General features: G+C 74.3%; 21 protein-coding genes. 11 read left to right on the plus strand and 10 right to left on the minus strand.

Annotated elements, in window-relative coordinates:
• Positions 1-31: 31 nt before the first annotated feature.
• Entirely contained in the window at positions 32-877 is an 846-nt protein-coding gene (locus tag ACFWWU_RS06410) for a spermidine synthase (protein ID WP_384139768.1), read from the plus strand.
• Here ACFWWU_RS06410 and ACFWWU_RS06415 read toward each other — a convergent pair.
• Complete coding sequence (locus tag ACFWWU_RS06415; protein WP_384139771.1) at positions 839-2,242, minus strand: MFS transporter; 1,404 nt, start codon at positions 2,240-2,242, stop codon at positions 839-841. The two genes, ACFWWU_RS06410 and ACFWWU_RS06415, sit on opposite strands and share 39 nt — an antisense overlap.
• A 64-nt stretch (positions 2,243-2,306) precedes the next feature.
• Positions 2,307-3,461, minus strand: a complete 1,155-nt coding sequence (locus tag ACFWWU_RS06420) for a hypothetical protein (RefSeq protein WP_384139774.1) — start codon at positions 3,459-3,461, stop codon at positions 2,307-2,309.
• 97 nt (positions 3,462-3,558) lie between these two features.
• On the opposite strand from ACFWWU_RS06420, the gene ACFWWU_RS06425 reads away from it, so the two are divergent.
• Positions 3,559-4,005 carry a DUF4442 domain-containing protein gene (locus ACFWWU_RS06425; RefSeq protein ID WP_384140628.1) on the plus strand — a complete coding sequence of 149 codons (447 nt, stop codon included), beginning with the start codon at positions 3,559-3,561 and terminating at the stop codon, positions 4,003-4,005.
• A gap of 72 nt (positions 4,006-4,077) precedes the next feature.
• On the opposite strand, the gene ACFWWU_RS06430 is transcribed toward ACFWWU_RS06425, so the two are convergent.
• Positions 4,078-5,142, minus strand: a complete 1,065-nt coding sequence (locus ACFWWU_RS06430) for a restriction endonuclease (protein WP_384139777.1) — start codon at positions 5,140-5,142, stop codon at positions 4,078-4,080.
• Positions 5,143-5,384: 242 nt separating this feature from the next.
• On the opposite strand from ACFWWU_RS06430, the gene ACFWWU_RS06435 reads away from it, so the two are divergent.
• Both ACFWWU_RS06435 and ACFWWU_RS06440 read left to right on the plus strand, forming a co-directional pair.
• Positions 5,385-7,946: a beta-glucosidase gene (locus ACFWWU_RS06435; protein WP_384139780.1), complete on the plus strand. Its 2,562-nt coding sequence runs from the start codon at positions 5,385-5,387 to the stop codon at positions 7,944-7,946.
• Positions 7,947-8,011: 65 nt separating this feature from the next.
• Entirely contained in the window at positions 8,012-8,665 is a 654-nt protein-coding gene (locus ACFWWU_RS06440; RefSeq protein WP_384139783.1) for a DedA family protein, read from the plus strand.
• A gap of 96 nt (positions 8,666-8,761) precedes the next feature.
• On the opposite strand, the gene ACFWWU_RS06445 is transcribed toward ACFWWU_RS06440, so the two are convergent.
• Positions 8,762-9,289, minus strand: a complete 528-nt coding sequence (locus ACFWWU_RS06445; protein WP_384139785.1) for a gamma carbonic anhydrase family protein — start codon at positions 9,287-9,289, stop codon at positions 8,762-8,764.
• Between the two features lie 133 nt (positions 9,290-9,422).
• Here ACFWWU_RS06445 and ACFWWU_RS06450 point away from each other — a divergent pair, with 133 nt between their 5' ends.
• Positions 9,423-10,223 carry an acyltransferase gene (locus tag ACFWWU_RS06450; protein ID WP_384139788.1) on the plus strand — a complete coding sequence of 267 codons (801 nt, stop codon included), beginning with the start codon at positions 9,423-9,425 and terminating at the stop codon, positions 10,221-10,223.
• A 17-nt stretch (positions 10,224-10,240) separates the two neighbouring features.
• Here the strand turns inward: ACFWWU_RS06450 and ACFWWU_RS06455 are convergent, their stop codons facing one another.
• Positions 10,241-11,104 carry an EamA family transporter gene (locus tag ACFWWU_RS06455; RefSeq protein WP_384139791.1) on the minus strand — a complete coding sequence of 288 codons (864 nt, stop codon included), beginning with the start codon at positions 11,102-11,104 and terminating at the stop codon, positions 10,241-10,243.
• A gap of 111 nt (positions 11,105-11,215) precedes the next feature.
• Here ACFWWU_RS06455 and ACFWWU_RS06460 point away from each other — a divergent pair, with 111 nt between their 5' ends.
• Both ACFWWU_RS06460 and ACFWWU_RS06465 read left to right on the plus strand, forming a co-directional pair.
• Positions 11,216-11,788 (plus strand): helix-turn-helix domain-containing protein, encoded by a 573-nt coding sequence (locus ACFWWU_RS06460; protein ID WP_384139794.1) that lies wholly within the window; start codon positions 11,216-11,218, stop codon positions 11,786-11,788.
• A 43-nt stretch (positions 11,789-11,831) separates the two neighbouring features.
• Positions 11,832-12,398, plus strand: a complete 567-nt coding sequence (locus tag ACFWWU_RS06465) for a YbaK/EbsC family protein (RefSeq protein ID WP_384139797.1) — start codon at positions 11,832-11,834, stop codon at positions 12,396-12,398.
• A gap of 25 nt (positions 12,399-12,423) precedes the next feature.
• Here the strand turns inward: ACFWWU_RS06465 and ACFWWU_RS06470 are convergent, their stop codons facing one another.
• The 3 genes from ACFWWU_RS06470 to ACFWWU_RS06480 all read right to left on the minus strand — a co-directional run bounded on the left by ACFWWU_RS06470 (position 12,424) and on the right by ACFWWU_RS06480 (position 16,121).
• Entirely contained in the window at positions 12,424-12,888 is a 465-nt protein-coding gene (locus ACFWWU_RS06470; RefSeq protein ID WP_384139800.1) for a CoA-binding protein, read from the minus strand.
• 79 nt (positions 12,889-12,967) lie between these two features.
• Complete coding sequence (locus ACFWWU_RS06475) at positions 12,968-14,533, minus strand: carboxylesterase/lipase family protein (protein ID WP_384139803.1); 1,566 nt, start codon at positions 14,531-14,533, stop codon at positions 12,968-12,970.
• 4 nt (positions 14,534-14,537) lie between these two features.
• Positions 14,538-16,121 (minus strand): long-chain fatty acid--CoA ligase, encoded by a 1,584-nt coding sequence (locus ACFWWU_RS06480; RefSeq protein WP_384139806.1) that lies wholly within the window; start codon positions 16,119-16,121, stop codon positions 14,538-14,540.
• Between the two features lie 187 nt (positions 16,122-16,308).
• Between ACFWWU_RS06480 and ACFWWU_RS06485 the strand changes: the two genes are divergently transcribed.
• The 4 genes from ACFWWU_RS06485 (at position 16,309) to ACFWWU_RS06500 (ending at position 22,930) form a co-directional block, all read left to right on the plus strand.
• The gene (locus ACFWWU_RS06485; protein ID WP_384139809.1) at positions 16,309-17,907 is read left to right on the plus strand and encodes a PucR family transcriptional regulator; all 1,599 of its coding nucleotides are present in this window, start codon (positions 16,309-16,311) and stop codon (positions 17,905-17,907) included.
• 9 nt (positions 17,908-17,916) lie between these two features.
• The gene (locus ACFWWU_RS06490) at positions 17,917-18,543 is read left to right on the plus strand and encodes a YigZ family protein (RefSeq protein ID WP_384139812.1); all 627 of its coding nucleotides are present in this window, start codon (positions 17,917-17,919) and stop codon (positions 18,541-18,543) included.
• A 137-nt stretch (positions 18,544-18,680) separates the two neighbouring features.
• Positions 18,681-19,850, plus strand: coding sequence for an exonuclease SbcCD subunit D (locus ACFWWU_RS06495; RefSeq protein ID WP_384139815.1), 1,170 nt, complete (start codon positions 18,681-18,683; stop codon positions 19,848-19,850).
• Positions 19,847-22,930 (plus strand): AAA family ATPase, encoded by a 3,084-nt coding sequence (locus ACFWWU_RS06500; RefSeq protein WP_384139818.1) that lies wholly within the window; start codon positions 19,847-19,849, stop codon positions 22,928-22,930. Before ACFWWU_RS06495 ends, ACFWWU_RS06500 begins: the two co-directional genes overlap by 4 nt.
• Here the strand turns inward: ACFWWU_RS06500 and ACFWWU_RS06505 are convergent.
• Complete coding sequence (locus tag ACFWWU_RS06505) at positions 22,920-23,369, minus strand: Lrp/AsnC family transcriptional regulator (protein WP_384139820.1); 450 nt, start codon at positions 23,367-23,369, stop codon at positions 22,920-22,922. The genes ACFWWU_RS06500 and ACFWWU_RS06505 overlap by 11 nt on opposite strands.
• A 92-nt stretch (positions 23,370-23,461) precedes the next feature.
• Positions 23,462-25,165 (minus strand): DUF885 domain-containing protein, encoded by a 1,704-nt coding sequence (locus tag ACFWWU_RS06510; protein WP_384139824.1) that lies wholly within the window; start codon positions 25,163-25,165, stop codon positions 23,462-23,464.
• Between the last annotated feature and the right edge of the window lie 15 nt (positions 25,166-25,180).

The following is a 25,180-nucleotide window of genomic DNA, read 5'->3' on the forward strand; positions in this document are numbered from 1 at the left end:
GCGGCACCGGCGGCACCGGCACAATGAGAGCGTGAACGAGCACATCCCCGTCATCCGCGAGGTCGACCAGGGCACCGCGCGCCTCATGCCCGACGTGGACCGGGAGCAGGCGTGGCTCCTGACGGTCGACGGCGCACCCCAGTCGTACGTCGACCTGGACGATCCGGCGTACCTGGAGTTCGAGTACGCGCGTCGGCTGGCCCATGTCGTCGACGGCGCCGCGGACGAGGGCGAACCGCTGGACGTCCTCCACCTGGGCGGCGGGGCGCTCTCGCTTCCCCGGTACGTCACCGTCACCCGGCCCGGCTCGCGCCAGGACGTCGTGGAGGCGGACCGGGAGCTGCTCGCCCTCGTCGCCGAGCACCTGCCGCTGCCCGAGGGCTCGGGCGTCACCGTGCACGGCGCCGACGCGCGGCGGTGGCTGGAGGCGGCGCCGGACGACTCGGCCGATCTGATCGTCGGCGACGTCTTCGGCGGCTCGCGGGTGCCCGCGCACCTCACCTCCGTCGAGTACGCCCGGGAGGTCCGGCGCGTCCTGCGGCCCGGCGGCCTCTACGCCGCCAACCTGGCCGACGGCGCGCCCTTCGCCTTCCTCCGCTCCCAGCTCGCGACCTTCGCCGCCGTCTTCCCCGAACTGGCCCTGGTCGCCGAACCGGCCGTGCTGCGCGGCCGCCGCTTCGGGAACGCGGTCCTGGTCGCCTCCGGCCGGGAGATCGACATCGCCCACCTCGCCCGGCGGGCCGCCGCGGACGCCTTCCCCGCGCGCGTGGAGCACGGGGCGACGCTCGACCGGTTCACCGGGAACGCGGAGCCGGTCCTGGACTCCGGTGCCGTACCGTCACCCGTTCCGCCGGAGGGCGCCTTCGGCATCGGCTGAGACGACGGCCGCCGCTGTCTTCGTGGCCGCCGCGGTCTCCGCCGCCGCTGTCTCCGCCGCCATTGCGGTCTCCGCCGCCGTCGCGGTCTCCGGGCTCGTACCCGCGACCTCCTTCGCGTACGGACGCCGGGTCAGGTTCCGTACGTCCGGCACCAGCAGGACCAGTGCCGTGACGAGCACCATCAGCGCCGCCGCGCCCCACAGGGCCTCGCTCCGGCCGAACGCGCTCTCGGCCGGGCCCGCCAGCGCCGTGGAGAGCGGCAGGAGGGCCGTGGAGCCGAACCAGTCGTAGGCGGATACCCGGGAGAGCTTCTCCTCCGGGATCTCCTGGTGCAGGGCGGTCATCCACGAGACGCCGAAGACCTCGATCGCCGCGCCGCTGACGAACATGGCGAGAGTGAGCCCCACCGCGTCCAGCGGGACGGCGAGCGCCGCCGAGGGCAGTGCGATCGGGAAGACGCAGAGCGTGCCGACGAACAGCAGCCTGCGCGGCTTCCACCGGGTCATCAGGACGGCGCCCGCGAGGGTCCCCACCCCGTACGCGGCGAGCGCGATGCCCCATGGACGGGCGCCGCCCAGCTCGTCCCGGGCGACGAGCGGTCCGAACACCGCCTCGACCGCGCCGATCAGGCCCACGACCACCGAGAACTGGGCGACGATCGACCACAGCCACGGCCGGCCGACGAACTCCTGCCAGCCCTCGCGCAGATCGGCGAAGAGCCCGCCGCTCGGCGCCCGCTCGGGGGTGTCGCTCAGGTCGAGGAAGGCGCGCAGCCCGCCCGCCACGGCGAAGGCGAGCGCGTCGATCGCGAGGACCCAGCCGGGCCCGACGAAGGCGACGAGCGCGCCGCCCAGGGCGGCGCCGCCGATTCCGGCGCCGTGCATGGCCATCCGGTAGACGGCGAACGCCTTGCCGGCCTGCTCCCCGGTGACGCTGGTCAGCAGCATGCCCTCGGCCGCCGGGTTGAAGAAGGCCTGCCCGGTGCCGCAGAGCGCGGTGAGCAGCATCATCTGCCAGATCTGCGCCCCGCCCGAGAGCACGAGGACGGCGAAGACGGCCTGCGAGACGCAGTTGAGGGCGTTGGCCGCGACCATCACACGGTGGCGGGGTATGCGGTCGGCCACCGCGCCGCCGATGAGCAGGAAGAGGACGAGCGGCAGGAAACGTGCCATCGCGACGAGTCCCACGTCGCCCGCGCTGCCCCCGCTCTCGAAGACCGCCCACGTGGTGGCGATCAGCGCGCCGTGCGCGCCGAGGTTGGTCACGACGGTGGCGGCGGTGAGCAGGACGTAGTTGCGGCCCGCCCACTCGGGGCGGCGGGACGCCAAGGGAGTACGGCCGGGGGAGGCGGCGGGATTCGTCACTCCGGGACTATCCCTGTCGCCTCCCCCTCCTGCCAAACCGATATCCGGACGGCGAACGGCGTCGTCAGGACGGGGTGGTGAGCCTGACCGTGGAGAGGATCTTCTTGATGGTGGCGTCCGGCAGCTCGTCCTTGACGCCGTCGGCCCCGTAGAGCACCCAGGTCGAGAAGTCGCCCTTGGCGTTCTTGAAGGTGAAGGCGATCGACTTGCCGTCCGACTCGCACTTGTTGCGCTTCTTGACGCCCGGCGCCGTGGCCGTGGCCATGCTGCCGGTGAGCCCGGACGCCGTCGTGTACGGCACGGCCTTGGTGATCTTGATCGTCTTCTTGTCCATGTGCTGCGCGTAGCCGCCCCACACCCAGGTGCCGGCCTCGCCGCGCGCGGCGTCCGCCGTGTTCTTGGCGCCCTGGCCGCCCTTGGTGCCCGCCGTGCTCAGGCCCCAGGTCTCCTGGGTGCCGTTCTTGTCGGTGTCGTAGGCGCACCAGTTGCCCTTGAAACGGGCGGGGCTGGACATCGTGACGAGCGGAGTGCCGTCGTTCTTCTTCTCGTCGTCGAAGTACGTGATCATCCCCGGCTTCAGCACCTGCCACTCGGGCGGTACGTCGAACAGGGTGCCGTACTTGGGGTTGTGGACGACCTTCCAGCCGGGGATCGTCGGCTGCTGGGCGGCGCCGTCACGAGGGTTGTCGATCGGCGGCGAGGAGGGCTCGGCGGCCTCGGACGGCGTGCCGGACGGCGGCGTCGGCGCCGCCACGGACGGCTTCTTGCCGTCGGTGGTCGGCTTCGTGTCGTCGTCCTTGCCGAGCACCAGGAATCCGGTGACGCCGGCCGCGACGACGACGGCGGTCGCGGCGACGATCGCCACGAGGGTCGTCTTCTTCTTGCCGCCGCCGGGGCCGCCGGGCATCCCGGGCTGCCCCGGACCCTGTCCCGGTACCGCGTACTGCGGAACGGTCGGCTGCTGGTACGGGTTCGGCTGCCCGTATCCGGGCTGCTGGGGGTAGCCCTGCTGCCCCTGCTGCCCGTACTCCTGCTGCGGATAGCCCGGCTGCGCGGGCTGTTGGGGATAACCGGGCTGCGCCGGCTGCTGCGGATAACCGGGCTGGGCCGGCTGCTGCTGGTACGGGTTCGGCTGCTGGTACCCCGACTGCTGGTAGGGGTTCTGACTCTGGTCCTGCGGGTTCTGCTCGCCCCCGGGCGGCTGCTGTCCTGGCCACATGGCCAGTAACGATAGAGGTGTGGCGGCGGCAGGGCCACGAGAGGGATGGCCAAGGCTGCTACCGGTGGGTAACATCACGGCCATGAGCGCAGACCAGATGACCGTCGGCGAGATGCTCGCCGCCACGGTCCCCATGGCCGGAACCCTCAACCTGGAGTTCCTGGAGACCACCGCCGAGCGCGCCGTCGTGCGCCTGCCGGACCAGCCCGCCTACCACAACCACGTCGGCGGCCCGCACGCCGGAGCGATGTTCACCCTGGCCGAGTCCGCCAGCGGCGCGATCGTGCTCGCCGCCTTCGGCGACCAGCTGAACCGCGCCGTCCCGCTCGCCGTCAGCGCCGAGATCGGCTACAAGAAGCTGGCCATGGGCGTCGTCACGGCCACCGCGACCCTGGGCCGCCCCGCGGCGGAGGTCGTCGCCGAACTCGACGCCGGACAGCGGCCGGAGTTCCCGGTACGGATCGACATCACCCGTGAGGACGGCGCCGTGACCGGCGAGATGACCGTCCTGTGGACGCTGCGCCCCAACAACCCGGCGAAGTGAGCGGAACGGCGGGTGCGGGTCTTGCACCCGCCGTTCTCCCGGGCGGTGGGGGCCGACGGCGCACCGGTCGGGTCAGGAACGTGCCCCGTCCGGCGCGATCACCTCGGTCAGCGGTACGCCGTCCTCGGCCCACAGACGCAGGCCGTCGCGGTCGACGAGCCGTACCCGCTCCGCCTCCTTGGCCCACACCTTCGCCCCTCCCGTGATCCGGCCGTTCGTGACGACGACCGCCAGCGTCGAGGGGTGCACCGCCACGGCCCCGCCGTAGAGGTGCTGCGCGACCGGCTGCCCCACCGAGCCGTTGCCGTCCCGGAAGTGCTTGCACTGCACCATGATGTACCGGTCGAACTCGTCCTTCGCCAGGACGTCGGCGCCCATGTCCCCGGCGCCGCCGCCCGAACGCACGATCCGGTAGCCGTCGCGGTCCAGGAGCGCGGCGACGAGCTGCTCGAACTCCGTGTGGTGCAGGGTGTCGACCTCGTCGAGATCCATCCCCGCGGGCGGCTTCAGGGCATGCCCCTCCAGGGCCTCGTGCGTGAACGCCTGCAAGGCCTCGCAGCGGTCCTGGAGCTCGCGGTGGAGAGACCGGACGGCGGTCGTGTGTGCGAGGTAGAGCGAGACGAACTCCCTCGTGGCCTGGAAGAAACGCCCGCCCGCCACGCGCAGCAGAGGCGAGGAGGCGTAGTCGAGCGTCTCCTGGTAGTCGTCGACCAGGACCCAGTGCAGCGATCGTTCGAAGGCGAATCCCAGCACCCGCCGGCGCAGGTCGGCGGCCGCGTCGTGCTGACGTGCCGACGCGAGGTCGAGCCGGAGAAGGTCGCCCAGGCCGTCCCGTAGATCCGCGTGCACGCGGGAGAGGTGCTTGTCGAGCGACCGCGCGTCCGCCAGGAGGGCGAGCTCGCGCCCCACTCCGTCCAGATCGAGGGCGTCCTCGCGGTGCGTCAGGGCCACGGTGCCGCTGTGTCCGCTCAACCGCCCGGCCACTCGCGTCAACTGCTCCCGCAGGTCCGTCAGCCGCGCGCGGATGCCCTCCTCGCCGCTCTCCATGCCCGGGAAGACGTCCTGCGGTACGAGGCGGTGGCCGAAGGCCCGCGTCGGTCGCGCCGCTGTCGAATCGGTGCTCAAGAAGGTCCCCATCCCCGTGATCGTGTCGCGCCGACCAGGATCGTAGACGGCGGCGCCGACAGGAAGTGATGGAGGATCAGGCCGAACCCGCGTCGGCTCGCCGGGCGCAACAGGTTCGCCCGCACCCCCCTTCGGGTGCGGGGCGGTCGTGTTCCGGGCCGCCGCCCCGGAAACGGGTGTTCCGTCACGCATAGTGCGGTCAGGGCACGGACGCATCCGGGCCGGGCCCGCACCCCGTGCCGAGGAGCCGCCGCGTGTCCGACGAACCGTCACCCGACCTCGCCGCCCCGGCGGAACCAGCGCCCGCCGCCCCCACCGCGTCCCGGCGGCGCGGTCCGCGGCCGTCCCGGCGGGCGCTGCTGCTCGCGCTCACCGGCGGCGCCGCCCTCGCGGTCGCCGCCTCGCCCGCGGCGGCCGGTACGCGGCCCCGGCGGACGACCCCCCGTGCCCCCGCCGCCGGCCGGGTCGACGAACTCCTCGCCCGGCTCACCCTCGACGAGAAGGTCTCCCTCCTCCACGGCGCCACCGACCCCGAAAGCCTCGGCCAGGCCGGCCATGTCCCCGGCGTGCCCCGGCTCGGCATCCCGCCCCTCCGGCTCGCCGACGGGCCCGCCGGGATCCGCGTCCGGCGCACCGCGACCGCGCTGCCCGCGCCCGTCATGCTCGCCGCCGCCTTCGACCCCGGCCTCGCCCGCGCCTACGGCCGGGTCATCGGCCGCGAGGGCCGCGCCCTCGGCCAGGACGTGCTGCTCTCTCCCATGGCCAACCTGATCCGCACCCCGTACGCGGGACGGAACTTCGAGACCTTCTCCGAGGACCCGCTCCTCACCGCCGACCTCGTCGCCGAGGAGATCCGCGGGATCCAGGCCGAGGGCCTCGTCGCCACCGTCAAGCACTTCGCCCTCAACAACCAGGAACGCGACCGCACCACCGTCGACGTCCGCGCCGACGAACAGACGCAGCACGAGACCGAGCTGCGCGCCTTCGAGGCCGCCGTGGCCGCCGGGGCCGGTGCCGTGATGGCCGCGTACAACAAGGTCGACGGCGTCCACGCCGCCGAGAACGCGACCCTGCTCACCGCCGTCCTGCGGGACCGCTGGGGCTTCGACGGCTGGGTCATGAGCGACTGGAACGCCGTCCACACGACCGGCCCCGCGCTCGCCGCCGGACTCGACATGGAGATGCCCGGCGGCTCCCGCTACGGCGCCGCGCTCCGGGACGCCGTCCGCGCGGGCCGGATCGAAGAGGCCGCGGTCGACCGCTCCGTACGCCGCGTCCTCTCCGTACGGGAGCGCTTCGGGCTCCTCGACGACACGCCGTCGCGCCCGGCCAGGGACGCCGCCTCCGGGGCCCGGCTCGCCCTGCGGGTCGCCACCGCGGGCGCGACCCTCCTGCGCAACGAGCGCGGAGCCCTGCCGCTCACCGCCCCGGCCGCCCGCTCCCTCGCCGTCATCGGCCCCACGGCCACCGTGCCGTTCGTCAGCGGCGGCGGCAGCGCCCACGTCGTGCCCGACGCCGCGGCGAAACCCCTGGACACGATCCACGCCAGGGCAGGGGAGGACGGTTCCGTCGCGTACGCCCTCGGCGAGGACCTCTTCGGACGGCCACTGCCGCCGCTGTCACCCGCCGTCGACCTGGAAGGCGTCAACGTCGCCGCCGGCGCCACCTGGACCCGTACGGTCACGCTCACCGCCACCGACCCCGACGAGTGGACCTTCCTCGTCCACTACAGCGGCCCCAGGCCCACCGTCACCCTCGACGGCACCGCGCTCTTCCCCGTCAAGCAGGGCGTCGCCGAGTACTTCGCCGGCGGCCTCCTCGGCCGGGCGCCCGACGGGCTCCACGTCCGGCGCACCACCCTGCGGCTCGCCGCGGGACCGCACGAGCTGACCGTCACCGCCCGCGGCGGACCCGCCGGGCAGCTCTTCCGGCTCCGCGCGGTGACCGGGGCGACCCGGGCCGCCGACCTGGCCGAGGCCGTACGGGTCGCGCGCGCCGCGCACAGCGTCGTGCTCTTCGCCTACGAGGACGCCACCGAGGGCCAGGACCGCGTCAGCCTCGCCCTCCCCGGCCACCAGGAGGCCCTCATCGAGGCGGTGACGGCGGCCAACGCCCGCACCACCGTCGTCCTCAACACCTCGTCGGCCGTCACCATGCCGTGGCTGGAACGGACCGCCGCCGTCCTCCAGATGTACTACCCCGGGCAGGAGGGCGCTGCCGCCACCACGGCCGTCCTCTTCGGCGACGCCGACCCCGGCGGGCGCCTCACCCAGACCTTCCCGGCCGCCGAGGACCGTCACCCCACCGCCGGGAACCCGCGCCGCTACCCGGGCGTGGACGGGGTGGAGGAGTACGGCGAGGGGGTCCACGTCGGCCACCGCTGGTACGAGGCGCAGGGCGTCACCCCGCTCTTCCCCTTCGGGCACGGGCTCTCGTACACGACCTTCCGGTACGAGGACCTGACCGTCGGCCCCGGTGCGGAGGCCGGTGCGGGAGGGCTCGACGTCACCTTCACCGTCCGCAACACCGGCAGGCGGGACGGTGTCGAGGTCGCCCAGGTCTACGTCGGCCCCTCCCCGGACCTCACCGCCCTCGGCGTCGACCAGCCGCACTCCGTCCTCGCCGGCTACCGCCGCCTGGAACTCACGGCCGGCGAACGGCGGCGGGTGACCGTCCACGTCACGGCCCGCACCCTGTCCTCCTGGGACACCGCACGGCACGACTGGCTGCTCGGCACGGGCCGCCGGACCGTCCGCGTCGGTGCCTCCTCGGCCGACCCCGGCCTCACCCTCGGCGTCGAGGTCCGCCCCTCCTGACCGGGTAGGCTGCCCCGGCGTGCCCGACGCGGTGCACGCCGGCGGCCGATACGGGAGGAACCGCGTTGCACGTGCAGGAATGGTTGGAGACGATCCCGGCGGTCGCGATCTACGCGCTGGTGGGCGTGGTGATCGGTCTTGAGAGCCTGGGCATCCCGCTGCCCGGCGAGATCGTTCTCGTGAGCTCGGCGCTGCTCGCCTCGCAGCACGGCGACATCAACCCGTGGGTGCTCGGCGGCTGCGCCATCGCCGGCGCGATCATCGGCGACTCGATCGGTTACGCCATCGGCCGCAGGGGCGGCAGGCCCCTGCTCGCCTGGCTGGGGAACAAGTTCCCGAAACACTTCAGCGAGGCCAACGTCGCGCTCGCCGAGCGCTCCTTCCAGAAGTGGGGCATGTGGGCGGTCTTCTTCGGCCGCTTCATCGCCCTGCTGCGCATCTTCGCCGGACCCCTCGCGGGCGTCCTGCACATGCCGTACTGGAAGTTCCTCATCGCCAACGTCTTCGGCGGCATCCTGTGGGCCGGCGGCACCACGGCCGTCATCTACTCGGTCGGCATCGTCGCCGAGGCCTGGCTCAAGCGCTTCTCCTGGCTGGGCCTCGTCCTCGCCGTGCTGATCGGCGTCGCCTCGATGCTGATCATCAAGAACCGCGCCAAGAAGGCGGCGGCGGAGCGGCAGGACGTCGTGGAGCCCGAGCCGGTCGCCGTCGGGGACTGACGACGGACGCGAAAGCCGGGGACTGAGACAGACGCGAAAGGGCGGCACCCGCGAAGGGGGCCGCCCTTCTTCGTGGCCCGGTCTTCGTGATCCGGCTCAGTCCTCGAAGGCCTCCGCGTGGCCCTTGGCGAGCAGCAGGTACACCTCGGCGTTCAGCTTGATGCCCGCCTTCTCCTCCTCCGTGAGCGGGCGGCGGACCCTCGCCGGGACGCCCGCGACCAGCGAACCCGGCGGGATCTCCATGCCCTGCGGGACGAGCGCCTGGGCGGCGACCAGCGACCCCGCGCCGATCCGCGCCCCGTTGAGGACCGTCGCGCCCATGCCGACGAGCACGTCGTCCTCGATCACACAGCCGTGCAGGACCGCGTTGTGGCCGACGGTCACCCGGGCGCCGATCGCGACGGGGAAGCCGGGGTCGACGTGGACCGTGGCGTTGTCCTGGATGTTGGAGTCCTCGCCGATCGCGATGGGACCGCCGTCCGCCCGCAGCACGGTGTGGTACCAGACGCTGGCGCGGGCACCGAGGGTCACCTCGCCCAGCACCACGGACGTCGGGGCCGTGAACGCGGTCGGGTCGATCTGCGGCTCCTTACCGCCCACACCCTTGATCAACGCCTCTGCCATGGTTCGCTCCTGATCGTCAGCCGCTCGTGTCACGCCCGGGGGTGGCCCCCGGCCGCACCCTATGCCGTGCCCATGACGGACATCACAGCGCACCGCACTGATCAGGTACGACGGCGCCGACTACCGTGGCCGGGTGCCCAGGAACAGAAACACGTTCTCCTCCCTCGCAGCCTGGCGGCGCAGGGCCGTCGCCGGCGCCGTACAGGGCGCCTGGCGCTGGGCGCAGCAAGCCGGCTCCGTCACCGCCGAACACCCGGGAAAGCTGCGCTTCCGCCGCCTCGGCGCGGGGACCCGCCTCGCCTTCCCGCAGGGCACGGTCTTCGGCGAGCGGTGGATCGAGATCGGCGAGTGCTGCATCATCGCCGAACAGGTCACGCTGACGGCGGGGATGCTGCCGGGTCTCGACCTCGGCGCGGAGACGGTCCTGACCCTCGGGGACGGCGTGGTCCTCGGCCGTGGCAGCCACGTCATCGCGGACACGACGGTGACCATCGGCTCGGACACCTACTGCGGCCCGTACGTCTACATCACCTCGACCAACCACAGCTACGACGACCCGGACGAGCCCATCGGTCGCCAGTGGCCCCGCTCGGAGCCCGTCTCCATCGGCCCCGGCTGCTGGCTCGGCACCGGCGCGGTGATCCTGCCCGGCGCGCGCATCGGCCGGAACGTGGTCGTCGCCGCCGGCGCGGTCGTCCGCGGCGAGGTGCCGGACCACTCGGTCGTGGCCGGCGCCCCGGCCAGGGTCGTCCGCAGCTGGGACCCGGAGCACGGCTGGCAGCCCCCGCTGCGCACCCCGGCCCCCAAGCCGATCCCAAGCGACGTGACGCCGGAACAGCTCGCCGCGCTCGCGGCCTGGGAGGTCGAACAGGCCGAGCTCGAACAGGCCGAGGTCGAACAGAGGACGGTCGAACAGGCGGGCACGTCCTCCTAGAGCTTCCTCGCGGTCGGTCAGGCCGCGGCCAGGAGGACCGTGCCGCCGAGGGCGAGGGCCGCACCGGCCGCCTGGACCGGGCGGAGGCGTTCCTTGAGGAACGCGAACGCCGCCAGGGCCGTGACGACCGGGTAGAGGCTGGCGAGGACCGCGGCGACCACGACCGGCCCCTGCTGGGCGGCGATCGCGTACGTCCCGTTGGCCGCGACGTCGGCGAGGCCGACGAAGGCCAGGGCCGGGAGGGCCGCGCGGATGACGGCGGGGCCGCCCTCGGGGAGGGCTCGGCCGCCCCGGCGCACGGAGACGTACAGGGCGCCGCCGCCCACCAGGACGTTGGTGACGCGCTGGACGAGGAGAGCGAGGAACAGGCCGGTGACGGTGGTGGAGGACTCCGCGATGAGGGCCATCACCGAGCCGAAGCCGAAGGCCGCGAACAGGGTGAGCAGGACCGCCTGGCGTTGCACCGGGGCGCCGCGCAGCTCGGGACCGCCCGCGAGCATCACGCCGGCGATCGCCACGACGACGCCGGCGAGCTGGACGAGTCCCGGCCGGTCGCCGAGGAACAGACCGACCGAGACGGGGACGACGACGCCGAGCGAACCGAGCGGCGAGACCACGCCCATGGGGCCGAGGGCGAGCGCCTTGTAGAAGGCGAGCATGGCCGCCGGGCCGACGACGCCGGCCCCGACCGCGTACCAGAGCTGGGGGCCCGCCTCGGTCCACGCTCCGGTCGCGAGGACGAGGGCGCCGAGGACGAGGACCGCGAGGGTCTGGGAGACCACGACGACCGTGAGGGCGGGTATCCGGCGGGTGAGCAGTCCGCCGCCGAAGTCTGCGAGGCCCCACAGCAGGGCGGTGGCCAGGGCGAACAGGGCGGTCATCGATCCTCGCAGTCGCGCGCGGCGGCACGCAGTACAGTGCAGTGAACAGTCGGGTACAGCTCACCGTAGTTCAGTGCAGTGAACTCTGTCATCCAAAATATTGGACGGAATGTGTCGGACCTCGATCAGCTCACGCAGTCGCTCGCCCGGAACCTGAAGCGCTGGCGCAAGGAGCGGGGTTTCACCCTGGACGCGCTCGCCGCCCGGGCCGGGGTCAGCCGGGGCATGATCATCCAGATCGAACAGGCGAGGACGAACCCCAGCGTCGGCACCACCGTGAAGCTGGCGGACGCCCTCGGCGTCTCCATCACGACCCTCCTCGACTACGAGCAGGGCGCCCAGGTCCGACTGGTCCCGCCCGGCCAGGCCGTCCGGATGTGGTCCACCGCCGCGGGCAGCCACAACACCCTCCTGGTGGGCACCGAGGCACGCGGACCGCTGGAACTCTGGGCCTGGACCCTCATGCCGGGCGAGGAAAGCGCCTCCGACCCGCACCCGGACGGCACCACCGAGCTCCTGCACGTCACCGCCGGAGTCCTCACCCTCGTCGTCGACGAGGGGGAGCACCCGCTGCCGGCCGGTACGTCCGCGGTCTTCGAGGCCAACGTGTCGCACACCTACCGCAACGACGGCGACGAGCCGGTCGAGATGACGATGGCCGTCTCCATCCCGCCCGCACGCTGAGACGGGCATCCACGATCCGGGCTCCGATGGTTAGCGTGACGGCATGCGCGCACCCATCGGAGACTTCGACGACGCCCGTCCCGCCCCCGACTGCCTCGACGAGCTGACCGGGCCCGTCGCCGCCGCCCTCCGCGCCTGGCACGGCCCCGTACCGGCCGACCGCCTCGTGTACGTGGACACCGATCCGGCCGTCGCCGACACCGCCGTCTTCCTGGAGCACTACGGGCCCGCTCTGCTCGACGAATCCGCCAACTGTGTGGTGGTCGCGGGCAAGCGGGGCGAGACGACGACCCTGGCCGCCTGCGTGGTGAAGTCCGCGACCCGGGTCGACGTCAACGGCGCCGTACGCAAGCACCTCGGCGCCCGCAAGGCCTCGTTCGCGCCGATGGACACCGCGACCGGCGAGACCGGCATGGAGTACGGCGGCATCACCCCGATCGGCCTCCCGGCCGACTGGGCCCTCCTCGTCGACGCCGCCGTCGTGGACACCGAGTGGGTCCTCGTCGGCAGCGGCCGCAGGCGCGGAAAGCTCATCGTGCCGGGGAAGGCCTTCGCCCAACTCCCCGGCGCGGTCGTCCTGGAGGGCCTCGGCGTCCCGGTCGTCGCCTGAGACGGGTCCCATGGACCCGCCCTCGTCAGCCGAGGCGGGGGATCTCGATGGCGGGGCAGCGGTCCATGACCATGTCCAGACCCGCCTCACGGGTGCGGGCGAAGGCGGCCTCGTCGATCACGTCCAGCTGGAACCAGACCGCCTTGGCGCCGATCGCGACCGCCTCGTCGGCGACCGCGCCCGCCAGCTCGCTGTTCACGAACACGTCCACGACGTCGACCGGGAACGGGATGGCGTCGAGGGAGGCGTAGCCCTTCTCGCCGTGGACCGTCTCGGCCTTCGGGTGGACCGGGACGATCCGCTTGCCGAAGCGCTGGAGCACGCCCGCCACGCCGTACGCGGCCCGCGCCTGGTTACCGGAGAGCCCCACCACCGCCCAGGTGTCGCCCGTGGCCGTCAGGATCCGCCGCACCGTCTCCGACGCGGAGTACGCGGCCGGCTCCCCGGTCGGCTCGTCGGTCGGCTCGGTGGTCGTGGAGTCGACGCTCATCGCTGCTGCTGCCTCTCGTCGGTGCGGCCCGTCTCCGAGGTCAACGAGCGGCGCCGTGCCCTGATTCCCGGCCGGTGCCTCAGCGCGTGTCCACGGACCCCCAGGCGCGCCGTTCGGCCTCGCGCGGCGCCTCGACCAGGGACGGAAGGCCCGGACCGAAGGTCATCACCGGACGCGCCGGGTCCCACGGACGCCAGCCCGGCTCGCCCGTCGCGGCGAAGGCCACCCAGGCGGCGTGCATCGCCGTCGCCAGCTCCTGCGGAGCCTCCGGCCCGGTCAGCGCGCGGGTCTCCGGCAGGTCGAGCGTGTCGAAGACGAAGCCGAGTTCGAGCGCGTGGCAGGCCCCGAGGTCCAGGACGGGAGAGCGCCAGCCGAACTCGTACAGATACGTTCCGGCGGGCGCCCCGGAGCGCAGCCGGGCGTCCGCGAGCGTGTTCAGCGGGATCCGCAGCAGCTTGTCCGTGGCGAGCGCGCCCAGGACCTCGCCCGGCTTCTCCCGCGGCCGGCCCGCTCGGTACACCTTCGCCGTACGGGCGGGCACCTTCGCCTTCCGGAGCAGGAGCCGCTGCACCCAGGGCCCCACCCGGTCGGTGACTCCGCTCGGCACGAACCAGAGCCGGTACTCCTCGGTGGTCGTGCCCATGAGCAGGTCCACCTCCGCCGACGCGCCCTCCGCGAGCGCCTCCGCCGGATCGCGCGTCAGGACCTCGCCGTCCACGGCGATCTGGAAGGAGTGCCCGCCGGTGAGCGGCGAGCCCTTGCCCGTCACCTCGGTCTGCGCCGCGAGCAGCAGCTCCGGGTCCACGCGCGCGAACGCCTCCGCCGTCGCCGGCACCTTGAGCCGCGCGGCCACCGCCTCCGTGGTCCGGCGCGCGGTGGCGAGCGGCTGGGCGATCGGCGCGCCGCTCTGCACCACGGCCCGCCGGAACAGGCCCTTCGCGAGCGGCGAGGCCAGCAGCGCGGCGATCGAGATCGCGCCGGCCGACTCGCCGAACACGGTGACCCGCTCCGGGTCCCCGCCGAAGGCCGCGATGTTCTCCCGTACCCAGGTCAGCGCGGCGATCTGGTCGCGCAGCCCGAGATTGGCGGGCGCGTCGGGGAAGACCCCGAACCCTTCGACGCCGAGCCGGTAGTTGACCGAGACGAGGACCACGCCGTCCCGGGCGAAGGCGGTGCCGTCGTAGACGGGGACCGCCGAGGAGCCGTGGATCAGCGACCCGCCGTGGATCCAGACCATGACCGGCCGCCGCCCGGCCCGGGGCGTGCGGTCCGCCGGTCGCCCCGTCCCGGGTGCCTCCGCGTCGACCGGCGCGGCCGGTCCCGAAGAGTCCCACGGCGCCCACACGTTGAGGTTGAGGCAGTCGTCGCCCGCCACGTCGGGGTCGGGGAGCAGCGCGTCGAGCGGCGGGGAGTACGGGCGCTTCGGCGCCGTCGGCCCGAAGGCCGTCGCCTCCCGGACCCCCTCCCAGGGCGCGGCCGGTTCCGGCGCGCGGAAGCGCAGCGCCCCGACGGGAGCCTGCGCGTAGGGGACGCCGAGGAAGGCGGCCACGCCGTCCTTCAGGGTGCCGCGCAGCGCCCCGCCCCGCGTACGGGCATCAGGACCACCCTGAACCCGCTCCGAAACGTCCGAAGCGTTCTCCGCCATCGATTCAGCCCCTCCTCGGGTCGACGGTGATCACACCGTCCGGATGATGGGTCAGCGTGCCGTCCGGACGCGCGAGGCCGACCGGGACGGGGTAGTCCGGCCCAGGCTGCACCACCAGCGCGCGCTTGAGCACCTTCCCGGTCGGGCCGAGCGGCAGCGCCTCCACGAAACGCACGATCCGGGGGTACTTGTGGCGGCCGAGGCGCTCCCGCGACCACTCCACGAGCTCCTCCTCGGAGAGCGGGGCGGCGCCGTCCCGGCGTACCACCACCGCGCATACCTCCTCCCCCTTCGCGTCGTCGGGGACGCCGATCACCGCGACCTCCGAGATCGAGGGGTGACGGACGAGCACCTCCTCGACCTCGCGCGGGTAGATGTTGAAGCCGCCCCGGATGACCAGGTCCTTCTTCCGGTCCACGATCCGCAGGAAGCGGTCCTCGTCCAGGACGCCCAGGTCTCCCGTGCGGAACCAGCCGTCCACGATCGCCGCCGCCGTCGCCTCCGCGTCGTCGAGGTAGCCCGCGAAGATGTTGTGCCCGCGTACCACGACCTCGCCGACGTCGCCGTCCGGGAGCAGCAGGATCTCCCCCTCCACGGCCGCGTCCGCGATCCCGACCTCCACGCCCCACACCGGGTGTCCGACCGTCCCCGGCCTGCGGCCGAGGTGGGGCTGGTTGAAGGTGGCGATCGGCGAGGTCTCCGTCAGGCCGTACCCCTCCAGGACCTGCGTACGGAAGGTCTCCTCGAAGCGCTCCAGGACGGCGACCGGGAGGGCGGCACCGCCCGAGACGGCGGCGCGCAGGGCCGACGGACGCCGGTCGGAGACGGCGGCGGCCTCCACGAGCGCGTGGTACATCGTCGGCACCCCCATGAAGACCGTCACGCCCTCGTCGGCGAGCACCTCCAGGGCCGCCGGGCCGCTGAACCGGGGCATGAGCACGAGCGTCGCGCCCCCGCGCAGCGTCCCGTTCATCGCGCAGGTCTGGCCGTAGCTGTGGAAGAGCGGCAGACAGCCGAGGACCACCTCGCCCTCGCCGAGCCCGAGGAGGTCCTGCGCGGCCACCGAGGCGTTCATGACGATGTTGAGGTGCGTCAGCAGCGCTCCCTTGGGGCGGCCCGTCGTCCCGCTCGTGTAGAGGATCACGGCGACGTCCCCGGGATCGGCCGGCTCGCTCGCCTCCAGCGGCTCGGCCGCCGAGGGCGCACCCTGGAACGCGCGCACTCCGGCCGCCCGCGCGGCCTCGTCGGCCACCGCCCACAGCGGCCCGCCGCTCACGACGCCCACCGCGCCGCTGTGCTCCAGGACGTACCGCACCTCGTCGGCGACGAGCAGCGCGTGCACCGGCACGACGGTCACGCCGGCCGCGAGCGCGCCGTAGTACACGCGCAGGAACTCGGTCGTGTTCGGCAGCAGCACGGCCAGCCGGTCGCCCGGCTTCAGGCCCGCCTCCCGCAGCCCGGCGGCGCAGCGCAGCGACTCCGTCCACAGCTCGCTGTAGGTGAGCCGGGCCGCGCCCTCGACGACCGCGATCCGGTCGGGGAAGTGGCGGGCGGACTCGCCGAGGACACCGGCGACGCTCAGTGACATGAAGGGCTCCAGAGACGCCGGGTTAACAGCGCTGTCGACGATCGGCTGACACGGCACAGAATCCGCCGCCGCACCGCCCGGATGCCATGTGCAGGTGCCCACCATGTGCCGTACCGAGGTGGGCACCGGCACCACTGCCGTGCGCGACCCGTGGCATTCGCCAAATCCCGGGGCTACGGTGCGAGCCATGACGCACAGCCCGGCCGCCCCCCGCCCCGGCGGCGAACCCCGCGCGACGGCCGCGCGCGCGGACGCCCTCCGCCCGGACCGGCGCCCGGACCCGCGCCCGGAGGCCCTCGACCCGGACTGTCACGACTCTGCCGAGGCCCCACGCCCCGGCGAGCCCCGACCCGCCGCCGGCGCCCCCGTCCGCCCCGCCGTCGCCCGGCCCGCCCCCGTCCGGCCCGTCCCCGTCCGGCCCGCCCCCGCCCCCGTCCGGCCCGGCGCCTCGCGCGCCGGTTCCGCGCGCTCCGGCGGAGCCCATACGCCCCTGGGGTCCGACGCCGGGTCCGGGGCGCTCCGGCGCGCCCTCTCCACGACGATGCTCGCCGACGTGGACCGGCTCACCGACCGGGCCGTCGACGACATCCGTGCCCACTCCGGTACGTACGCCTCCGACGCCCCCGTCACCCGTGACGACCTCTGGGAGATCTGCCGCGACAACCTCCTGCGCGCCCTGGAGGACTTCGGCGGCCTCGCCCCGACCGGCGGCGACTTCGAGCGGGCGGCCCGCCAGACCGGTCGCCGCCGCGCCGAGCAGGGCGTCCCCCTCGACACCGTCCTCCAGGCGTACCGGCGCGGCGGCCGGGTCCTCTGGCAGGTCATGGCCGAGCACCTCAGGAACCGGGCCGGCCGGGAGGCCGACAGCCGGGACGTCGAGCTCGACATGGCGGGCGGCGTCTGGGAGACGATCGACCGCTACTCCGTCGCGATGGCCGACGAGTACCGGCTCGCCCAACTGGAGCTCCAGAGCCGCCAGGACACCCGGCGCGTCGCCCTCTTCGAGGCGCTGCTCGACGGCCGCGCCGACGATCCCGCCGTCGCCTCGGCCGCGGCCGCCGCGCTCGGCATCCCCGCGTGCGACCGGTACGTCGTCGTGGTCGCCGCCCAGGACCCGGCCGCCCCGCCGCACCTCGCGCCCGTCCTGGAGGCACAGGGGATGTGGTCGTTCTGGCGGCCCCGCTCCGGCCGGTACGCCGGGATCGTCCGGCTGCCGCGCCGCGACACGCCGCCCGGCAGGCCGGTCGCCGGCCCCCGGGGCTCCGCCGACCCGGCGGCGCGGGCCCTCCTGGACGTCCTGCGGGAGCTGACCGGCGCGACCGCCGGGATCTCCCCGGAGTTCGAGCGGCTCTCCCACGCGGGCCGCGCCCTCCGACTCGCCGAGCAGACCCTCCGTACCCTCCCGGCGGGCAGCGGGGAGGTCGCCGCCTTCGACGACAGGCTCGCGCAGGTGCTCCTCAGCGGGCGCGCCGACATCTCCGAGCGGATCGTCACCGTCCACCTCGGGCCCGTCCTCGCCACCGGCGGCGAGCGGGCCGCGCTCCTGACCACCCTCCGGGTCTGGCTGGACCACGGCTGTTCGGCCGCCCGGGCCGCCGAACTGCTCTACTGCCACCGCAACACCGTCCTCAACCGCATCGGCCGCATCGCCGAGCTCACCGGTCGCTCCAGCGAGTCCGGCGAGGCCCGCCTCGGCTGGGCCCTCGCGCTGCGCGCGCTGCCCTACGCGGGCCTGGCGGACGCCCCCGAACCGGCCGCCGGGGAGTACGAGGCGGACGGAACGTAGGCTGGCGGGATGCAGGAGCAGTACCGCACCCTCGCCCGCGAGGGTGTGCACGAGACCGAGATCAACCGCTCGCGCTTCCTCTGCGCGCTCGCCCCCGTCGCCGACGAGGGAGAGGCGCAGGACTTCGTCGCGCGCATCCGCAAGGAGCACCCCAGCGCCTCGCACAACTGCTTCGCGTACGTCCTGGGCGCCGACGCGTCCGTGCAGAAGGCGAGCGACGACGGCGAGCCCGGCGGCACGGCGGGCGTCCCGATGCTCCAGATGCTCCTGCGCCGTGAGATGCGTTACGTCGCCGCCGTCGTCACCCGCTACTACGGCGGCGTGAAACTCGGCGCGGGCGGGCTCATCCGCGCGTACGGCGGGGTGGTCGGCGAGGCGCTCGACGAACTCGGCACGGTGACCCGGCAGCGCTTCCGGCTCGCCACCGTCACCGTCGACCACCAGCGGGCCGGGAAGCTGGAGAACGACCTGCGGGCCACCGGCCGCGCCGTCCGGGACGTGCGGTACGCGGAGGCCGTCACGATCGAGATCGGTCTCCCGGACGCCGACGTCCCCGCCTTCCGGGCCTGGCTCGCCGACACCACGGCGGGCACGGCGCTGCTCGCACTCGGCGGAGAGGCGTACGGGGACGCCTGAGCGGGGCCGCGACCGCCGGCGCTCGCGGCCGGAATCCCGTACGGGCCCACCCACACCTCCGGCCGGGATAGCGTGGTGGGCGCACATGACGGGAACGGGCGGCGAGGAGCGGGACACATGCGGGGTGGGACGGCATCGTGAGGCTCCTGCACACCTCGGACTGGCACCTCGGCCGGTCCTTCCACCGCGTCGGGCTCCTCGAAGCCCAGGCCGCGTTCCTCGACCACCTCGTGGCGACCGTCCACGCGCACGGGGTCGACGCCGTCCTCGTATCCGGTGACGTCTACGACCGGGCCGTGCCGCCGCTGCCCGCCGTCGAGCTCTTCGACACGGCCCTCCACCGCCTCGCCGAGGCCGGCGTGCCGACCGTCATGATCTCCGGCAACCACGACTCGGCCCGCCGCCTCGGCGTCGGCGCGGGGCTGATCGAGCGGGCGGGCATCCACCTCCGTACCGACCCGGCCGGCATCGGAACCCCCGTCGTCCTCACCGACGCCCACGGCGACGTCGCCCTCTACGGCCTGCCGTACCTCGAACCGGCCCTCGTGCGCGAACAGCTCGGCGCCCCGAAGGGCGGGCACGAGGCCGTCCTCGCCGCCGCCATGGACCGGGTCCGCGCCGACCTCGCGGGCCGCCCCGCCGGCACCCGCTCCGTCGTCCTCGCCCATGCCTTCGTGGCGGGCGGCGCCGCCAGCGACAGCGAGCGGGACATCACCGTCGGCGGCGTCGCCGCCGTCCCCGCCGGCGTCTTCGACGGCGTCGACTACGTCGCCCTCGGCCACCTCCACGGCAGCCAGACCCTCACCCCGCGGGTGCGCTACTCCGGCTCCCCGCTCGCGTACTCCTTCTCCGAGGCCGACCACCGCAAGACGATGTGGCTCGTCGACCTGGGCGCGGGCGGTGCCGTCCTCGCCGCCGAGCGCGTCGACTGCCCCGTCCCGCGCCCCCTCGCCCGGATCCGGGGACGGCTCGACGACCTCCTCGACGATCCCGCGCTCGCGCCCCACGAGCAGTCCTGGGTCGAGGCCACCCTCACCGACCCCGTACGCCCCGCCGATCCCATGGCACGGCTCGTCGAGCGCTTCCCGCACACCCTGAACCTCGTCTTCGACCCGGAGCGCGCCGAGGGCGGCCCCGACGCCTCCTACGCCCAGCGGCTCCGGGACCGCAGCGACCAGCAGATCGCGGAGGACTTCGTGGCCCACGTACGCGGCGGCGCCGGGCTCGACGGCCCGGAGCGGACGGTGCTGTACGGCGCCTTCGACGACGTACGGGTCGACACGGCCGAGCGCGAGGTGGGCCGGTGAGGCTGCACCGCCTGGAGATCACCGCGTTCGGGCCGTTCGGTACCACGCAGACGGTCGACTTCGACACCCTCTCCTCCGCCGGCCTCTTCCTCCTCCACGGCCCGACCGGCGCGGGGAAGACCTCCGTCCTCGACGCCGTCTGCTTCGCCCTGTACGGCAGCGTGCCCGGCGTCCGCCAGAGCCCCGGCGCCTCCCTGCGCAGCGACCACGCCGCCGTCGGCACGTACACCGAGGTCCTCCTCGAACTGACCGTGGGGGAGCGGCGCCTGGAGATCACCCGCCGCCCCGCCCAGCAGCGGCCCAAGAAGCGCGGCGGCGGCTTCACCACCGAGAAGGCCCAGACCTGGCTCCGTCAGTACGACCCCGCCACCGGCGAGTGGGCCGGGCTCAGCCGCTCCCACCAGGAGATCGGCGAGGAGATCACCCAGCTCGTCGGCATGAGCCGTGAGCAGTTCTGCCAGGTCGTCCTCCTCCCGCAGGGCGACTTCGCGAAGTTCCTGCGCGCCGACGCCGAGGCCCGGGGCAAGCTCCTCGGCCGCCTCTTCGACACCCGCCGCTTCGCCGCCGTCGAGGAGCGCCTCGCCGACCTCCGGCGTGCCGCCGAGCAGCAGGTACGGGACGGGGACGAGCGGCTCCTCACCCTCGCCCACCGCATGACGCAGGCCGCCGGCGGCCTGGACGCCGCCCGCAGTCCCGTCGAGGGGCGTCCCGGCGACCCCGGCCTCGCCGAGGCCGTCCTGACCTGGGCCGCCGTCGCCCGCACCGAGGCCCGAGAGGCCCTCGACATCGCCGGCGTACGGTTCGCCGCCGCCGAACACGGACAGGCCACCGCCCGCGAGGCACTCGACGCCGAGAAGGAGCTCGCCGACCGTCAGGCCCGGCACGCCGAGGCGCTGCGGCGCCGCGAGCAGCTCACCGCCCGCGCCCCCGAGCGCGACCGCCACCAGGCCGCCCTCGACCGCTCCCTCAAGGCCGAGCGCGTCGCTCCCGCGCTCGGACTGCGCAAGGACGCCGAGCGCGAGCACGCCACCGCGCACGAGGCCCGCGTACGCTCCCGCGCCCTCCTGCCCCCCGACCTCGCCGACGAGGGGGCCGAGCACCTCTCCGCCCTCGAACACCGGCTGCGCGGAGAGCTCGGCGGACTCGACGCGGCCCGCCGCGCCGAGCGTCGCGCCGCCGCGCTCGCCGAGGAGCGCGCCGCCCTGGCACGCGAGGCCCGGGCCGACGAGGACGCGCTCCAGGACGCGGCCGGCTGGCTCGCCGACTGGGAACCCCGCAGGGCCGCCCTCGCCGAGCGCGTCGAGGCCGCCACGGACGCCGCCGCCCGCGCCGAGCACCTCGCCGGGCGTTTGGAGCCCGCCCGCCGGCGCCTCGCCGCGGCCCGCCGCCGCGACGCCCTGGCGCGGGACACCGCGGCCGCCGAGGCGCGGCTCACGGATGCCCGCGAGCACCGGAACACCGCGCACGAGACCTGGCTCGACGTCAAGTCCCGTCGGCTGCGGGGCATCGCCGCCGAACTCGCCGCCACCCTCACCGACGGGGACGCCTGCCAGGTCTGCGGCTCCACGGCCCACCCGGCGCCGGCCCGCACCACCGCCGGCCACGTCGACCGCGCCACGGAGGACGCCGCCTACGCGGCCTACACCCGCGCCGACGAGGCCCGTACCGCCGTCGAACGCGAGCTGGCCGTCACCCGGGAGGCCTGGTCCGCGGCCCGCGCGGAGGTCCTCCCGGCGGCGGACGACTCCGGTACGTCGGCCACGACGGCCACGACGGCGGTGACCGGCGTGACCGCCGCGGACCCGACGGTCGACGAACTCGCCCGGGAGGTCGAGGAGTTGACGCGCCTGCACGGAGCGGCGCACGCGCTCGCCGGGCAGACGCACGGCGCCCGGGAGGCGCTCGCGCGGGCCGAGCGGGAGTACGAGAAGCGGGTCTCCGCGCAGCGGGAGGCCGAGCGGCGGGTCGCCGCGCGCACCTCGCGCCGCGAGGCGCTGGAAGGGGAGCGGGCCACGCTCGACGAGGAACTCGCGCGCGGACGCGGCGCGTACGGCAGCGTGGCCGAGCACGCCACGCGCCTGGAGCGGCAGATCACCGTCCTGGTCGAGGCCGCCGCGACCGTACGCTCCGCCGAACTGGCGGCGCAGCGCCTCAAGGAAGCCGACGACCGGCTCGCCGACGCCGCCTACCGCGCGGGCTTCGCCACCCCGGCCGAGGCCCGCGACGCCCTCGTCGGCGAGGCCGAACGCCGCGGCCTCCAGCAGCGCGTGGACGCCTGGCAGGCCGAGGCGGCCGCCGTCGCGGACCGGCTCGCCGAACCCGGTGCCGCCGCTGCCGCCGCCCTCCCGCCCGCCGATCCGGCGGCCGCCGGGGCCGCCCACGCGGCGGCCGAACGCACGCTCCGGCAGTCCGCGTCCGACCTGGCGGCGGCCCGCGAGCGGGCGACCGGCCTCACCGGCCTCTCCCGGCAGGCCGGCACCGAGGTCCGCCGGCTCGGGCCGCTCCGAGAGGAGTACGACCGGGTGGCCCGGCTCGCCGCCCTCACCGCCGGCACGTCCGCGGAGAACGAGCGCCGCATGCGCCTGGAGTCGTACGTCCTGGCCGCCCGTCTCGAACAGGTCGCCGCCGCCGCGACCGCCCGCCTCCAGCGCATGTCCTCCGGCCGCTACACCCTCGTCCACTCCGACGCGCGCTCCGGCGGCAAGCGGGCCGGACTCGGGCTGCACGTGGTCGACGCCTGGACGGGCAACGAGCGCGACACCGCCACGCTCTCCGGCGGCGAGACCTTCTTCGCCTCCCTCGCCCTCGCCCTCGGCCTCGCCGACGTCGTCACGGACGAGGCGGGCGGCGTCCGGCTCGACACCCTCTTCATCGACGAGGGTTTCGGCAGCCTCGACGAGCAGACGCTCGACGAGGTCCTCGACGTCCTCGACTCGCTGCGCGAGCGCGACCGCAGCGTCGGCATCGTCAGCCATGTCGGCGACCTGCGCCGCCGCATCCCGGCCCAACTGGAGGTCGTCAAGGCCCGGCACGGCTCGGCGGTGCGGCTGCGCACCGGCGGGGACGCGCTCAGCGGCTGATGGAGCGCCGGGGCAGCGGCGAGGAGTAGACGACGCTCGTCGTCACCGAGCCGAGCGTGGCGATCTTCCCGGAGATCTCCTCCAGGTGCTTCATGGAACGGGCGGCGACCTTGAGGACGAAGCAGTCGTCACCCGTCACGTGGTGGGCCTCCAGGACCTCCGGCGTGGTGGCGAGGAGGTCGTGGAACGGCTTGTAGTTGCCGTGCGGGTAGCGCAGCCGTACGAAGGCGAGGACGGGCAGACCGAGCCGGTCCTGGTCGACGATCGCCGTGTACCCGGCGATCACCCCGGCCTCCTCCAGACGCCGCACCCGCTCGGTCACCGCGGACGGCGACATCGACACGGCGCGGGCCAGTTCGGCGAAGCTGGCCCGGCCCTCGGACTGGAGTGCTTCGAGAATGCGCCAGTCGGTGGCGTCCGGAGCGTAGTCGGTGGTCATACGGCAGAGATAGCAGGGGAATCCCCGGCTGATCAACCGAACGGCCGGGGATTCTCACGCGGTGGTACGGGCGTGACGCCTGATCCAGCGTCTCAGAGCCGCGACAGCTCGTCGACCAGGTCGTCGAGGCCCAGCGGGCCCTGCGAGAGCGCCGCCATGTGCCAGGCCTTCGCGTCGAACGCCTCGCCGTGCGCGGCCCGCGCGTTGGCCCGCCCGAGAAGCCAGGCACGCTCGCCCAGTTTGTAGCCGATCGCCTGGCCGGGCATCGAGAGGTAGCGGGTCATCTCGCTCTCCACGAAGGCCGGCGGACGGCTGCTGTGCAGTTGGAAGAACTCCTGCGCGAGCTCCGGGGTCCACCGCTCGCCCGGCCGGAACGGCGAGTCCGCCGGGATCTCCAGGCCCAGGTGCATGCCGATGTCCACGATCACCCGGCACGCGCGCATCATCTGGCCGTCGAGGTAGCCGAGGCGCCGCTCCGCGTCGGGCAGGAAGCCGAGCTCGTCCATCAGCCGCTCCGCGTACAGCGCCCAGCCCTCCATGTTGGCGCTCACCTTGCCGATGGTCGCCTGGTAGCGGGAGAGCCGGTCGGCGACGTGCACCCACTGCGCGATCTGGAGGTGATGGCCCGGCACGCCCTCGTGGTACCAGGTCGACACCATGTCGTAGACGGGGAAGCGGGTCGTGCCGTCCACCGGCAGCCAGGTGCGGCCCGGGCGGGAGAAGTCCTCGGACGGTCCGGTGTAGTACGGCGCGGCGGCGCCGCCGGGCGGGGCGATCCGGGACTCCACCCGCCGTACGCGGTCGGCGAGTTCGAAGTGGGTGCCGTCGAGCGCCTCGATGGCCTCGTCCATCAGCCCCTGGAGCCAGACCCGTACCTCCTCCACGCCCTCGACGTGCGTGCCGTGCACGTCGAGGTGGGCGAGGGCCTCCCAGGGGCCCGCGCCGGGCAGGATCCGCTCGGCCTCGCTCCGCATCTCGTCGAGCAGCCGGTGGTACTCGGCCCAGCCGTACGCGTACGCCTGGTCGAGGTCCAGATCGGTGCCGTTGAAGTACCGGGTCCAGCGCTGGTAGCGCTCACGGCCCACGGTGTTCGGCGCGTCCGCGACGGTCGGGGCGTACACGTCCCGCATCCAGTCCCGCAGCGCCGCCACCGCCTCGGTCGCGCCCCGGGACGCCACCGCGAGCTCGGTCCGCAGCTCCTCGGGCAGCGCGTCGGGACGGACCGCGGCGAACTCCTCGAACCAGCCCCGCCCGCCGCTCTCCCCGCCCGCCCACTCGGTGAGCTGGCCGACGAAGGTGGCCGTGGGGCGCGGCCCGGCGAAGAGCTTGCGCTCCAGGCCGAGCGCGAGCGCGGAGCGGTAGCCCTCCAGCGCGGCGGGGACGGCCCGCAGCCGGGTGGCGACCGCCGTCCAGTCCTCCGCGGTCTCCGTCGGCATCATCGTGAAGACGATCCGCACGCTGTGGGCGGGCGACCGCATGTTGCTGACCGTGCAGAGGCCCTCGTCGGCCTCGTACACGGCGAGTTCGGCCATGAGACGTTCCCGCAGGAGCCGGGCGCACCGCTGCTCCGCTTCGCTCTCGGCGCCGGCGACGCGCTCCGCCGCGTCGAGGGCGGCGAGCGTGCGCCGGGCGAGGTCGGCCACGGACTTCTGCCCGGCGGGCGAGAAGTCGGGCAGACGACCGGCGCTCTCCTTGACTCCCAGGTACGTACCGGTGATCGGGTCGAGGGCGATGAGTGCGTCGACGTGGGCGTCGGCGACCTGGCGGGGCAGCGGGCTGCTGGAAGTCTCTGGCATGGGGGCCATCCTGGC

The sequence above is a fragment of the Streptomyces sp. NPDC058650 genome, from assembly GCF_042717315.1.
In the GTDB taxonomy this organism is placed as follows: domain Bacteria; phylum Actinomycetota; class Actinomycetes; order Streptomycetales; family Streptomycetaceae; genus Streptomyces.

Coding starts and splice junctions, on each gene's coding strand:
- ACFWWU_RS06480 (WP_384139806.1), bottom strand. CDS start 16,121: ATGTCACTGAGCGTCGCCGGTGTCCTCGGCGAGTCCGCCCGCCACTTC.
- ACFWWU_RS06430 (WP_384139777.1), bottom strand. CDS start 5,142: ATGGGGACCTTCTTGAGCACCGATTCGACAGCGGCGCGACCGACGCGG.
- ACFWWU_RS06470 (WP_384139800.1), bottom strand. CDS start 12,888: ATGAGCGTCGACTCCACGACCACCGAGCCGACCGACGAGCCGACCGGG.
- ACFWWU_RS06455 (WP_384139791.1), bottom strand. CDS start 11,104: ATGACCGCCCTGTTCGCCCTGGCCACCGCCCTGCTGTGGGGCCTCGCA.
- ACFWWU_RS06485 (WP_384139809.1), top strand. CDS start 16,309: ATGACGCACAGCCCGGCCGCCCCCCGCCCCGGCGGCGAACCCCGCGCG.
- ACFWWU_RS06425 (WP_384140628.1), top strand. CDS start 3,559: ATGACCGTCGGCGAGATGCTCGCCGCCACGGTCCCCATGGCCGGAACC.
- ACFWWU_RS06465 (WP_384139797.1), top strand. CDS start 11,832: ATGCGCGCACCCATCGGAGACTTCGACGACGCCCGTCCCGCCCCCGAC.
- ACFWWU_RS06445 (WP_384139785.1), bottom strand. CDS start 9,289: ATGGCAGAGGCGTTGATCAAGGGTGTGGGCGGTAAGGAGCCGCAGATC.
- ACFWWU_RS06490 (WP_384139812.1), top strand. CDS start 17,917: ATGCAGGAGCAGTACCGCACCCTCGCCCGCGAGGGTGTGCACGAGACC.
- ACFWWU_RS06505 (WP_384139820.1), bottom strand. CDS start 23,369: ATGACCACCGACTACGCTCCGGACGCCACCGACTGGCGCATTCTCGAA.
- ACFWWU_RS06420 (WP_384139774.1), bottom strand. CDS start 3,461: ATGTGGCCAGGACAGCAGCCGCCCGGGGGCGAGCAGAACCCGCAGGAC.
- ACFWWU_RS06475 (WP_384139803.1), bottom strand. CDS start 14,533: ATGGCGGAGAACGCTTCGGACGTTTCGGAGCGGGTTCAGGGTGGTCCT.
- ACFWWU_RS06510 (WP_384139824.1), bottom strand. CDS start 25,165: ATGCCAGAGACTTCCAGCAGCCCGCTGCCCCGCCAGGTCGCCGACGCC.